The organism is Paenibacillus sp. J31R120 (genome assembly GCF_056269225.1).
The window spans coordinates 75,187-87,220 of record NZ_JBWDNN010000015.1; the positions used below are offsets into that span (position 1 = coordinate 75,187).

Below are 12,034 nucleotides of genomic sequence, written 5' to 3' on the forward strand. Positions count from 1 at the left end.
TTTTTTGTTTAATGAGAAACACAAGCGTCCGACAAACTGAACAAGTCAGCTCTCAGGTGTCTCTCTCTCACGTAAATAGGGATTTTAAGTTGTTTTCATCGACTTAAATGAACGAAGTAAGTGTGGTGGATGATGAGGTCGATGAAATCGACTTAAAGTTGCATGTAACGCAGTCAGGAGCAAAATAGGTCGCTTTCACCGACTTAAGTACACGAAAGTAAGTGTATCGAATGAATTAGGTCGATGAAACCGAGCTGAATTTGCTGGTAGGGCAGTAGGAAGAAAGATAAGTCGGTACTGCCGATTTCAATTTGCAGTAGATAAAGGGTAGAGGGTGACAACAATGCGTAATATCGGCGTAAAGGTCAGTTATGATGGAACGAATTTTAACGGCTTTCAGTCGCAGCCATACGGACGGACGGTTCAAGGCGAGATCGAGAAAGCGATTAAACATTTGTCTGGGGAAAACATCGTTATTATTGGCTCTGGACGAACGGATGCGGGGGTCCATGCGCTGGGACAAGTATTCAACTTTCATACGGCTTCGACCATCCCGACCGAACGTTGGGCGATTGCGCTGAATACGCGGCTCCCTAAAGATATCATCATTCTCGACGCATGGGATGTGCCGGAAGGCTTCCACTCCAGACGTTCGGCGAAACGCAAGACCTACCGATATACGATCGATATGGGCAAGTTCCCGGATGTGTTCGCCAGATCGTATCGCTTCCATCATCCGACACGGCTCAACGCAGAAGCGATGGCGGAGGGCGTAAGGCATCTAATCGGTACACATGATTTCACTTCTTACACCTCGATTCATTCGACGAAGCCTCATCATATTCGCACCGTGTATGAAGCCTATTTCGAGCAGGAAGGCCAGGCGCTTCATCTCTATATTACGGGGAACGGCTTTCTGTATAACATGGTCCGCGTCATTATGGGAACATTGTTGTGGGTAGGTCAAGGCAAGCTGAAGCCTGGCGACATAGGTCGTATCCTGGAAGGGAAATCCCGTTCACTGGCCGGACCGACCGCTATGCCGCATGCCCTGACGCTGATGGATGTGGAATACAGTGAAGACGGTGCAGCTCATGCCGCAAATGCTGTAGAGGACGATGACGAATAATGCATCTCTGCTACTATACGGATGACTCGATGAACAGAGGATTTCTTCCATCATACCCTGCCACTAAGCGGACCAGGCGCGCATAGGTTAAGAAACAAAAGAAGCTTCCAACCCCACATCAAGTGGCATCGGAAGCTTTTATTTTTGCATCATTTCAACTTATCAGCGAGTCATTGCTCCTCATTGAACACTCGCATTTATTTGAGTACAAAGTCACCCGAACCAGTCTGGACGTTCAGCTTAATGCCGCCGCTGCCGAATTTACCTTTGATGCTGCTGGCACCCTTCGAGCCGCTTTCGTAAGTGAAATCGTCCTTCTGAATGACGCCATCCCCGGAGCCTGCTTTGAACTGCACGCTAAGGGAGTTTGGATTGTTGTCGAGCATAACGGTCACATCACCGCTGCCTGTGCGAAGATCGGTAGGTCTAGTTATGTTCTCTACTTGCATTTTAATGTCCCCGGAGCTCGTTTTCCCAGTCAGCTCCGCAGTACCATCCTCGAAGTCCACATCGCCGCTATTCACCTTAAAGTTGATGGTGTCAGCTTCGTATCCTTTAACCGATAGGTCCCCGCTCTGTGTTGATAAATCCATCATCTTGGCGGCCACGTTGCGCAGCTTAAGGTCCCCGCTATCAATGCTAATAGATAAGTTGCTGTCAACTTTGAAGTCGGATCCCTTAACGTCGCCAGAGTTTGTATTAAGCTTGGCATTTTCAGCCCGTAATTGCTCGAGGGACAAATCACCGCTACCCAGATTGATATCCAGCTGGCTCCACGTTTTCTCAGGCAGCTCGACAATCATATCTACCCCTCTGAATCCGAAGCCGAAGCGAATCCCGCGGTCGCTCTTGAGCGAGAGGTGCAGAGTACCGTCTTTCTTGCTGCTATCGAGCTTCAGATCTTTGATGTAATTCTTGGACGCCCAGCCCTCCAGCCTGATTACTGCCTCGGAACCGCTGCCTTGTACGATTCGGACATCCAGGCTGCCCGATGAAATATCGAGGTTGCGAACATCGCTGATATCAATGGTCTGCTGCTCATTGATTTCGGATGCGAAGTAGTTGCGAATGTTTTGAAGCGTATTGCTGCTTCCGTTCTCGTACACGTAGAGCACGCCAATGATGCCTACGATGATCATAATAATGCCAATTGTCGTTTTGGGTCTCATCGTCTTCTCTCCTAATATACAGCACGGAAGAACAAGCTCACTTGTTCATGCTGCATTTGTTATCCTCATTGTACCAATACGATGAAGCCAAGGGAACCGCCCCGTGGTGGGGGACGACTCGGTCTGGAGACTGAGATTATATTAGGGATGCGAGCAGGATAGAATGAAGACCGTCAACGGAGTTAACCTCTTAGGCGTCACTTCAAGTGGAAAGCTATGCGCGAGTGGGGAACATCGGAAGATGTACGTCATATTCAAGGATGCACCTCAATGGAAATTACAGCATGTCCGTACTTACGGTTCTTAGATGAATGCTGTACCGTTCAACGGCAGCTATATCTGGCATTGTGCACGAATCAACGGACTGAGGCCAATCTGTCTGGTTATCACATGTTGGAAGCCCTACGAGCGGCTTTGCGCTGACGAAAGAAAGCGGAAAAACAGCTTGCACTTTGCTATTCTATATTGTAGAATATAACTTGTGCTTTCTTAGTGGCTCTCCCACAGCCCCGACTAAGAATGGCCGCCAAATGCAAGATTCAACAATGAATAACAAACCAACGGAAACGTTGTTATAAAAACGATTATGGTTAAAGAATTAAGGAGGATCATCCATGCGTACCACCTATATGGCTAAGCCAAATGAAGTTGAGCGTAAATGGTTCGTCATCGATGCGGAAGGCAAAACCCTTGGTCGTCTGGCTAGCGAAGCTGCAAGCCTGATCCGTGGCAAGCACAAACCGCAATTTACGCCGCATGTTGACACTGGCGATTTCGTTGTCGTGATCAACGCAGAGAAAATTGTTCTGACAGGTAACAAAATGGCAGACAAAATGTACTACCGTCACTCGATGTACACAGGTGGCCTTAAGGTCACTCCGGCACACGAGATGATTCAGAAAAAGCCAGAGCGCGTAATTGAGCTGGCTGTGCACGGCATGTTGCCTAAGAACCGTCTTGGTAACAAAATGAAGCTTAAATTGAAAGTTTACGCAGGTGCGGAACATCCACATCAAGCCCAAAACCCTGAAGTCTACGAGCTTCGCGGGTAATAAAGAGGAGGACAAGTTTCATGGCTCAAGTGCAATACTATGGAACCGGTCGTCGTAAACACTCTGTTGCACGTGTACGTCTTGTGCCGGGTGAAGGACGAATCATTGTTAATAAACGCGATTTGAATGAATATTTCGGTTTGGAAACACTCAAGCTGATCGTAAAACAACCGCTTAACCTGACTGACACATTGTCCAAATACGATGTATTGGTTATCGCTAACGGCGGCGGCATGTCCGGTCAAGCTGGCGCAATCCGTCACGGTATCTCCCGTGCTCTGCTGAAAGCAGACCCTGAGTTCCGTCCGGCTCTGAAGCGTGCAGGCTTCCTGACTCGTGATCCGCGTATGAAAGAACGTAAAAAATACGGTCTTAAAGCGGCTCGTCGCGCTCCACAGTTCTCGAAACGTTAATCGTTACAACCAAACGCTTTCTCTGCTTGCAGAGAAGGCGTTTTTTTGTGTTTAGGGTCATATTGATGAAGACACGTACAGCGAGGAAGGCTGAGGAACATGCCCATGCTTCCATGAATCTAATGGATTCATATAGCCCATCGATGCTTTTGATGGTATTTTTTGCGTAAATGTGTAAAGTTCTGATTGAACTACCGTGTAGAAAGGCATATAATCAATTATACAGACTACTTTACTTGGAATTAATAACGGAGGTCATACGTATGAATCTGTTTGAGAAGGAAGCACTTATTGCGCAAAAGGCTGTCGAGCTGGAAAACGCGACGCCGGAGGACATTATTCGTTTTGCAGTGGAGACATTCCCGAATATTACATTTGCATGCAGCTTTGGCGCGGAGGATGTCGTTCTGGTAGACATGCTGCAGAAGGTTAGCCCGACGACGGATATTTTCTACTTAGACACCGATTTCCACTTTAAGGACACTTATGAGACGCGTGACCGGCTTGCAGAGCGCTACCCGGGCATTCCGTTCGTCGAGGTGAAGCCGGAGATTACGCCGGAAGAACAGGCTGCACAGTTCGGTGACGAGCTATGGAAGTCCGACGCTAACAAATGCTGCGATATCCGCAAGGTTCAACCGCTCACGAAGATTCTATCCCAATACGAAGCTTGGATTACTGGCATTCGCCGTGATCAGGCGCCTACACGCGCCAACTCAAAGAAGATTGAATATGACGTGAAGTTCGGTTTGGTAAAGTTCAATCCCATAGCCAACTGGACAACGGAAGATGTATGGCAATATATCCGCGATAACGATGTCGTCTACAATCCGCTTCATGACAACTACTACCCGAGTATCGGCTGTGAGTATTGCACACGCCAGGTCATGCCGGGCGAGGACCCTCGTGCAGGACGCTGGTCGGGACAAGAGAAGACGGAGTGCGGACTTCATAAATAAACCATTTGCGAAGGCATGTATAGGAGGACTTCTACGATTATGAGTCAAATCTTACCTCATGGCGGTGTGCTGGTTAACCGGATCGCCGAAGGCGCAGAGCGCGAAACGCTGCTGCAGGAAGCAAAAGACCTTAATTTCATCACGATTAATACATGGACGATTTCTGATCTGGATCTGATCGGTGTAGGCGCGTTCTCGCCGCTGACCGGATTTCTGAATCAGGACGATTATACGTCAGTTGTGGAGAAAACCAGATTGGCCAACGGCCTGGTGTGGAGTATCCCGATTACACTGGCTGTCGATGATGTGAAAGCAGCCGAATTGAAGGTAGGCGAGAAAGTGGCGCTTATCGGAGAGGATGGCATTACGTACGGATTCATTGCAGTGGAGAGTATCTATACCGTAGACCAGCAGGTTGAAGTGGTTAATATTTTTAAAACGAATGATACGGAGCATCCAGGCGTACAGAAGCTGCTGGAGAGACCGTCTACTTATGTCGGCGGGCCGATCACGGTATTGAACCGTCCGAAGCCGGAGAAGTTCCAGGAGTTCTACTTCGATCCTGCTGAGACACGGAGGCAGTTCGCAGAGAAAGGATGGAAGACGGTTGTCGGCTTCCAGACCCGCAATCCCGTTCATCGTGCACATGAATATATTCAGAAGACCGCGATGGAGATCGTTGATGCATTGTTCCTGAACCCGCTGGTCGGCGAGACGAAATCGGATGATGTACCGGCAAATGTACGAATGAAGAGCTATCTGGCTCTGCTGGAGAACTACTATCCGGCGGATCGTGCATTCCTTGGCGTGTTCCCTGCGGCCATGCGTTATGCAGGTCCTCGTGAAGCCATCTTCCATGCCATCGTGCGGAAGAACTACGGATGCACCCACTTTATTGTGGGACGCGACCATGCGGGAGTAGGCGACTATTACGGGACGTACGAAGCACAGGAGCTGCTGAGGTCGATCCCGGCTGAAGATCTCGGCATTACGCCGTTGTACTTCGAGCATAGCTTCTTCTGCACAGCTTGCGGCAATATGGCGACGACCAAGACTTGTCCGCATGACAAGACGTCGCATCTGACGCTCTCCGGCACGAAAGTGCGGGCGATGCTGCGCGATGGCGTATGCCCTCCGCCGGAATTCTCACGGCCTGAGGTTGCGAAGATATTGATTGAGGGCATGACGGAGCAGCCTGTAGGCTAAGACCAGCCGTCCTGGACCGGAATTGCCGATAACGGCACATATTTGACCATCTCGTCCCATATACATGAATGTGCGCACAAGGCTTATCCTACAGAGTAACCGGATAGGTGCTGCGCATTCATCGATATGGAAGACGAGGTGGTTTTTTGATGCGCAGAATAAAGCGGCACTTTGTCGTATGGATGACCTATAAGGGTGCGATTCGGCTGACGGTAGCCGCTCTGGTTATTGTGCTGACAGGCTTGCTGCTGCGTCAGAGCTTGCCGGCATCGAGCACATGGTCGTATTGGACATTGCCTCTATCGGGCAAAACGATTGCTATTGATGCGGGTCATGGGGGAGCGGATGGCGGCGCGGTCAGCAAGAGTGGCATTATTGAAAAAGATCTGAATCTTGCGATTGCTCTGTACTTGCGTGATTACTTGCAGGAAGCTGGCGCCGTCGTCGTGATGACCAGGGAAGGGGATTATGATCTGGCTTCAGGAGATGCCCATGCTTACAGCAAGCGCAAGACGGAGGATCTGAAGCGGAGAGCGGCACTGATTAATGAAAGCGGCGCCGCAGCCGTGGTCAGTGTCCATATGAACAGTATCCCGCAGCAGAAGTGGTCGGGAGCCCAAACGTTCTATCAGCCGGATAATCACCCCGATAATCGGGTGCTTGCCGCTTTCATCCAGGATGAGATCAAGCGCAATCTGGAGAATACGACTCGTATAGCTGCCAAGGTAGGGGATGTCTATCTGATGAAGGCAATCACGCAGGTACCGACGGCACTTGTCGAGGTCGGCTTTCTGTCTAATCCGGGGGAAGCGACCAGACTGGCAGATACGGAGTATCAACGGAAAGTAGCGGCTTCCATTTATCAAGGCGTATTGCGCTTCGTGTCGGGAGAGAAGCTGAGCGGAGATTCGCAGCAGCAGCTGGACCTGCAGAACGGAAGCGGGAAGTAGGCGTCCGACAGGAGCCTTCGTTCATGAACCGTTCATGAAACGAAGGCTTCCTGTGTTATAATAGGGAGGAAGTTCTCTTAACTCATAAAGGTGGGACATATACGATGTTGACACGGGAGAAAGCCATCGAGGCCATCGAGTCTGCGATGGCCCAGCAGCAATATCAAGCGGAAGGCGTTAGCTTCCGAGATGTCATGGTTCGGAACCGTCAAGTATCATTGACGGTTCTTGGAGCGGGCGCGGCGATTCAGTCCGCGCTCGAAGCCTCGCTTCGCGAGGTGCTGGCGCCGATCGGCGTCGAAACCGTGCATTGCCGGTTTCGGGACGAGGCGGCGCCAGCTGCAGCGGGCAGCGCGCAGCCTGCGCCCGCGGCAAGTGCGGCACCGGGCGGCACAGCCGGCGCCAAGGCCAGCAGCCCCGTACAGGGACATGGGGCTGGAATCGCCAGCCCGCTGCTGTCTTCGGGCAGCGGGACGACCTTCATCGCCGTCGCCAGCGGCAAGGGCGGCGTCGGCAAGTCCACGGTGACCGTTAACTTGGCGGTCGCCTTGGCTCGCAAGGGTAAGCGTGTCGGCATCATCGACGCGGATATCTACGGCTTCAGCGTGCCCGATATGATGGGCATCGAGGAGCGACCGGCCGTCGTGGACGAGCGTGTCATCCCGATCGAGCGCTACGGCGTGAAAGTTATCTCCATGGGCTTCTTCGTCGAGGACAACAGCCCGATCGTATGGCGCGGGCCAATGCTTGGCAAGATGCTGCGCAACTTCTTCCAGGAGATCGAATGGGGCGAGCTGGATTATATGCTGCTTGACCTGCCTCCCGGTACAGGCGACGTTGCCTTGGATGTTCATCAGATCATTCCGCAAAGCAAAGAAATTATCGTAACGACGCCTCATGCGACAGCCGCATTCGTCGCGGCGCGTGCCGGCGCGATGGCGATTAAGACGGAGCATGAAATTATCGGCGTCGTCGAGAATATGTCGTACTTCGTATCCAAGTCGGGAGAGAAGGAATACGTATTCGGCCGCGGCGGCGGCGGCAAGCTGGCGGAGACGCTTCATTGCGATCTGCTGGCGCAAATTCCGCTTGGCGCACCGGACAACCATCCGTCTGAGCCTGACTTCTCGCCATCGGTCTATAAGGCGGATTCGGAAACTGGCAGCTTGTATCTGGAGCTGGCGGACAGCGTTATTGAGCGCTGCGGGAAGTAATACCGCCGCCTTTCGGACTAGTTTCACCGATACATGCAAAAACCCGAACCTCGGACTGCCTCTGCGGCAAGCTCGAAGCTCGGGTTTCTTTTGATATCCCGCCAATTTGAATTCAGATGCTACTCCATGCCTTCTTCATCTTGCGAGCCTTGACCCTCTTCCTCGCCTTTTTGTTCTTCTTGACCTTGCGCCTTCTTCACTTTCTCATCCGGCTTCGGCTGCAGCTCTTCCTGAACTGCCGCCTTCATGAGATCGAGCACTTCGAGGCGGAAGAGCGGGTTCTGCATCGATTCCTGCATGAGCGACATGACCTCTTTACGGTATTGAGCGCTCTTCAGCACTTCAAGAATCAGCTTCTCCATTTCCGGGTTTCTCATCGTCTTGATTAATTCCTGCTGATAAGCAGGGTCTTTAATAAGTTCTTTATGAATGTCCTTGTTTTCTTTATTAACGGCTTTGGCAAATTCGCCTGCAAACCTGGTGTCGGTCATAAGCTTCCGGATGACTTTGTCATAATCCGGCGAACTGATAACATCTTTGACGGCGAGCCGAACTTCCTCTTGATCCTGTACGGATAAAAGCTTGGATGCTTGAGCCGTGTAGCCTGATAGCTGCTCGGCCGATTGTTGAAGCGCCTTCTGGGCATCCTCCGTCTTCAGGATGTCTATGACCATCGATTTCATGTCCTTATAGCTGAGCTGCTGCTGGACGTTTCCTGATGATTCGGTACCGCAGCTTGTCAGCAGCAATGTTAACGCCAGTAATGAAGACGATAAAGTCCAACGGATGCGCATATCCTGCTTGCTCCCTTCTATGTCATGGCTGGGCTGTAATATCGGGTGGTTGGCGCGTGCCCAGTATACCGGTGATCGGCGACATGCGGCAAACCAGCGCTTGATCGTTTTTATTATGCGCATTGTTCACTGTTTTATCATGGACGGGCATTAGCTTTTTGTTGCGATCGTGGTAAAATAAAGGGAAAACCTTCGGGGAGTCGAGCAAAATCGAGCTTTACTGTCGAAGTTCGTTTTGCTGCCCAAAACTTTTTAGGGGGATTTATTCGCGTGAATATAAGAAAATGGTTCTTTTTATTCTGGAGCACCATGGCCATCGGAGCGCTTGTATGCGTTGTCGTCGGTTCGATTATGCTGCTAACCAATCAGGAGTTTGGTTTTCTCGGCTTTGAAGCGACCGGATTCAATGCGATGATGATGGCGATATCGGGCCTCATGATCGGCGCTTTCAGCCAAATGGGCTTCTTCGCTTATTTGACGCTTAACTACATCGCCCTCAGCGTATTCCGCAAGAAATACTTATGGAATGCCTTGCAGGGTTATACGACGTTGTTTGCTGTGTTAGCACTCGGCTATGTACTGTATGAGGACCGGACTAACAACTGGTTTTTCTGGGTGCTTCCGCTTGTCATTTTGGTGCTTTCCTTCGCAATGACATGGCTCAAAGTGAAGCAAACGAACAAAACAGCGTTTATTCCAACGATGTTCCTGATGTTCGTGGTCACCTTTATTGAAGCGTGGCCGGCACTGCAAGGGGAGACAAATGTCGCAGCTATTATCTTTATGATGTCTCCGCTGTTCGTCTGCAATGCGTACCAAAATATGATGATGCACCGCCTGCTCAAAAAAGATACGGCCAATTCCGCAGTAACTCCTGCGAAATCGGCCGGTTAATCTTTCTCTTTATTCAGCTGCGCTAAGCTGCCCTTTGGCATTCGATTGTTTGTCTTGCACCGCGCTGCCGTCGGTTTCTGTCTGGGTAATGAGCTGCGTCACATTGACGAACTCATAACCTTCGGTACGCAATTGATCGATGATGGCTGGCAGTGCTTCATGCGTCTGGGTGACCGTGTCACTCGCATGCATGAGAATGATATCTCCAGGATGAGTGCGGGTGACGACTCGATTGATGATCTTGTCCGTTCCGATATTCATCCAATCCATGGAGTCGGTATCCCATTGAATGACCTTATACTGCAGTTCTTCTGCGATACGAAGCACTCGTTTGTCGAAGTCGCCGTTCGGAAGACGGATCAAATTAGGCTGCTTGCCCGTAATATCGGAGAGAATGGTATGGGCCGTCGTAATCTGCTTGCGGATTTCCTCTTCGCTAAGCTTGCTGTAGAAGTCATGCTTGTGGCCATGGCTGCCGATTTCATATCCGGCGTCTTGAATCTTCTTTACCAGATCGGGGTGGGACTGGCTCCATACCGACGATACGAAGAAGGTAGCGTGGCTAATGTTTTTCTCCTTTAATACTTGGAGGATAGGCTCGGCACGCTTGTCTCCCCAGCTAATATCGAACGTTAGGGCGACAACCTTCTTGTCGGTCGGAACGCTATAGATGGCAGCTGGCTGCTGAGGCGCAAACACGGTGATGTTGTCCCGTTCGGCATAGATGATGCCAATGGAGAATATCAGCGCAATTGCAATGAAGAAATACTTCTTGAGTTTCTTGCCGTTCATGACATAAAACATATTCATGGGGGAAAGCGCTCCTCTCTTCGCTTCGCCCCGGGAAGGGCGTCAGCATTTACATTAGTAGTACAATCTATGCTCGTACCATCGATACTTATTCATTTAATTTGACAGCAAGCGATTAGAATGTTGGAGACACGATACGATTAATCGGGAGGTGTGCAATTGTTCAAGCTCAGCGCCATCATACAGCACTTTAAAGATATGCGGGGCTATATCGGTTTTGCTTTTATTCTGTTTTTTGCGGGCATTGTGGTCGGAGGAACGAATGAAGGCTTCCGCGCTTTTCTCGAAGGCCAGCTGACAGGGCTAGGCCAGCTTGTCGAATCCGTAGACAACAGCAGCAATCCGACGTTAATGATGATGATCGTTATTTTCTTTAATAATGCGATTAAATCGATACTGGTCATGTATTTGGGCGCGTTCTTCGGTATATTGCCGCTGCTCTTTCTCGGGATTAACGGAATGGTGATCGGATTTGTATTGAAGCTGACAGCTGAATCGCCAGATGCACTGCCGGTATGGGAGCTGATTGTCAAAGGGTTGCTGCCTCATGGCATTATCGAGATTCCCGCTATCATTATAGCTTGCGCATACGGGCTGAAGTTCGGCACGCTGGTCATTCGGGCGGGAGGCAACTTGTTATTTGCGAGAGCTAAGCTGCCTGGGATCGGACGGGAGATCGAGCATTTTGCTATTCGTACGGTACCGATGATGGTGATTTTGACCGTAGGACTCCTGGTCGCTTCCATTATTGAAAGCACCATTACACTTTGGTTGTTAAAATAGAGTAATAATATTTCCAATATTTGAGCATAACAGTAAGGCGGTGTCCGAAGCGCATTTGCGAAGGAGCCGCCTTTTGTTCGTCTCAGGACGGTCCATATGCGCTATATACCCCAAAGGAGGCCGCTTACGGTTATGCTCGGAATACTATTCAACGACAAGGAATGCAAAGAACTCGATTACGTATTGCGCAAAGAACTGGATGAGATGCTGCTGGATCTGAACGACTCCCGATTAGATGGAGATATCAAAAGCGCTATAGCAAGACGGTACAAAATCATCTTCAGAATGTATGCGCGAATTGCTTCCCCGAAGGAGCTGTCGCGCTACGCATTGAATGCCAGAACATACAGATCTTAAGGACATAAAAAGCTTTTGAAAAAAAATATAAAAAAGGGGTTGCATTCAATTGGGCCCCTGTGATATATTATTACTTGTCGCCGCTGAGACATACGGCTGACACGCACGAAACGAAAGACGAATGATTGTTCTTTGAAAACTGAACAACGAGCGAAACTGCCCGATACAATCGCAAGATTGAATCGATAACGAAGTTTCCTTAATCAGCTTGCTGGTTATGAGAGATTTCGAAGCAACAACGTTATTGAGCAAGTCAAACACTTTTATGGAGAGTTTGATCCTGGCTCAGGACGAACGCTGGCGG

Annotated in this window: 13 protein-coding genes; 10 read left to right on the top strand and 3 right to left on the bottom strand. The window is 50.1% G+C overall.

All coding sequences use genetic code 11. The features are described from left to right. Nucleotides 1-343: 343 nt before the first annotated feature. Nucleotides 344-1,129, top strand: a complete 786-nt coding sequence (gene truA, locus AC0YNW_RS28815; protein WP_475834765.1) for a tRNA pseudouridine(38-40) synthase TruA — start codon at nt 344-346, stop codon at nt 1,127-1,129. Between the two features lie 197 nt (nt 1,130-1,326). On the opposite strand, the gene AC0YNW_RS28820 is transcribed toward truA, so the two are convergent. Then, complete coding sequence (locus tag AC0YNW_RS28820) at nt 1,327-2,298, bottom strand: DUF4097 family beta strand repeat-containing protein (RefSeq protein ID WP_475834766.1); 972 nt, start codon at nt 2,296-2,298, stop codon at nt 1,327-1,329. A 614-nt stretch (nt 2,299-2,912) separates the two neighbouring features. Between AC0YNW_RS28820 and rplM the strand changes: the two genes are divergently transcribed. The 6 genes from rplM (at nt 2,913) to AC0YNW_RS28850 (ending at nt 8,092) form a co-directional block, all read left to right on the top strand. Further along, nucleotides 2,913-3,350: a 50S ribosomal protein L13 gene (rplM, locus tag AC0YNW_RS28825; protein ID WP_119803836.1), complete on the top strand. Its 438-nt coding sequence runs from the start codon at nt 2,913-2,915 to the stop codon at nt 3,348-3,350. 20 nt (nt 3,351-3,370) lie between these two features. Then, a complete protein-coding gene (rpsI, locus tag AC0YNW_RS28830; protein ID WP_028609625.1) occupies nt 3,371-3,763 on the top strand; it encodes a 30S ribosomal protein S9 in 393 nt (130 codons plus the stop codon). Nucleotides 3,764-4,026: 263 nt separating this feature from the next. Next, nucleotides 4,027-4,722 carry a phosphoadenylyl-sulfate reductase gene (locus AC0YNW_RS28835; RefSeq protein ID WP_387480049.1) on the top strand — a complete coding sequence of 232 codons (696 nt, stop codon included), beginning with the start codon at nt 4,027-4,029 and terminating at the stop codon, nt 4,720-4,722. 39 nt (nt 4,723-4,761) lie between these two features. Beyond that, nucleotides 4,762-5,928, top strand: coding sequence for a sulfate adenylyltransferase (gene sat, locus AC0YNW_RS28840; RefSeq protein WP_475834767.1), 1,167 nt, complete (start codon nt 4,762-4,764; stop codon nt 5,926-5,928). Between the two features lie 149 nt (nt 5,929-6,077). Further along, the gene (cwlD, locus tag AC0YNW_RS28845; RefSeq protein ID WP_475834768.1) at nt 6,078-6,878 is read left to right on the top strand and encodes an N-acetylmuramoyl-L-alanine amidase CwlD; all 801 of its coding nucleotides are present in this window, start codon (nt 6,078-6,080) and stop codon (nt 6,876-6,878) included. A gap of 104 nt (nt 6,879-6,982) precedes the next feature. Further along, complete coding sequence (locus tag AC0YNW_RS28850) at nt 6,983-8,092, top strand: Mrp/NBP35 family ATP-binding protein (protein ID WP_475834769.1); 1,110 nt, start codon at nt 6,983-6,985, stop codon at nt 8,090-8,092. Between the two features lie 119 nt (nt 8,093-8,211). Here the strand turns inward: AC0YNW_RS28850 and gerD are convergent, their stop codons facing one another. Further along, nucleotides 8,212-8,886, bottom strand: coding sequence for a spore germination lipoprotein GerD (gerD, locus tag AC0YNW_RS28855; protein WP_387480053.1), 675 nt, complete (start codon nt 8,884-8,886; stop codon nt 8,212-8,214). A 270-nt stretch (nt 8,887-9,156) separates the two neighbouring features. Between gerD and AC0YNW_RS28860 the strand changes: the two genes are divergently transcribed. Next, nucleotides 9,157-9,780, top strand: coding sequence for a KinB-signaling pathway activation protein (locus AC0YNW_RS28860; RefSeq protein ID WP_475834770.1), 624 nt, complete (start codon nt 9,157-9,159; stop codon nt 9,778-9,780). A gap of 9 nt (nt 9,781-9,789) precedes the next feature. Here the strand turns inward: AC0YNW_RS28860 and pdaB are convergent, their stop codons facing one another. After that, nucleotides 9,790-10,590, bottom strand: coding sequence for a polysaccharide deacetylase family sporulation protein PdaB (gene pdaB, locus AC0YNW_RS28865; RefSeq protein ID WP_475834771.1), 801 nt, complete (start codon nt 10,588-10,590; stop codon nt 9,790-9,792). A gap of 159 nt (nt 10,591-10,749) precedes the next feature. Between pdaB and AC0YNW_RS28870 the strand changes: the two genes are divergently transcribed. Both AC0YNW_RS28870 and AC0YNW_RS28875 read left to right on the top strand, forming a co-directional pair. Next, on the top strand, nt 10,750-11,373 hold the full coding sequence (locus AC0YNW_RS28870; RefSeq protein WP_387480056.1) for a stage II sporulation protein M: 624 nt from the start codon (nt 10,750-10,752) through the stop codon (nt 11,371-11,373). 132 nt (nt 11,374-11,505) lie between these two features. Continuing rightward, nucleotides 11,506-11,730 (top strand): hypothetical protein, encoded by a 225-nt coding sequence (locus AC0YNW_RS28875; protein ID WP_116050199.1) that lies wholly within the window; start codon nt 11,506-11,508, stop codon nt 11,728-11,730. Nucleotides 11,731-12,034 lie beyond the last annotated feature (304 nt).

Coding starts and splice junctions, on each gene's coding strand:
- rpsI (WP_028609625.1), top strand. CDS start 3,371: ATGGCTCAAGTGCAATACTATGGAACCGGTCGTCGTAAACACTCTGTT.
- AC0YNW_RS28835 (WP_387480049.1), top strand. CDS start 4,027: ATGAATCTGTTTGAGAAGGAAGCACTTATTGCGCAAAAGGCTGTCGAG.
- sat (WP_475834767.1), top strand. CDS start 4,762: ATGAGTCAAATCTTACCTCATGGCGGTGTGCTGGTTAACCGGATCGCC.
- truA (WP_475834765.1), top strand. CDS start 344: ATGCGTAATATCGGCGTAAAGGTCAGTTATGATGGAACGAATTTTAAC.
- rplM (WP_119803836.1), top strand. CDS start 2,913: ATGCGTACCACCTATATGGCTAAGCCAAATGAAGTTGAGCGTAAATGG.
- gerD (WP_387480053.1), bottom strand. CDS start 8,886: ATGCGCATCCGTTGGACTTTATCGTCTTCATTACTGGCGTTAACATTG.
- pdaB (WP_475834771.1), bottom strand. CDS start 10,590: ATGAATATGTTTTATGTCATGAACGGCAAGAAACTCAAGAAGTATTTC.
- AC0YNW_RS28850 (WP_475834769.1), top strand. CDS start 6,983: ATGTTGACACGGGAGAAAGCCATCGAGGCCATCGAGTCTGCGATGGCC.
- AC0YNW_RS28875 (WP_116050199.1), top strand. CDS start 11,506: ATGCTCGGAATACTATTCAACGACAAGGAATGCAAAGAACTCGATTAC.
- AC0YNW_RS28820 (WP_475834766.1), bottom strand. CDS start 2,298: ATGAGACCCAAAACGACAATTGGCATTATTATGATCATCGTAGGCATC.
- cwlD (WP_475834768.1), top strand. CDS start 6,078: ATGCGCAGAATAAAGCGGCACTTTGTCGTATGGATGACCTATAAGGGT.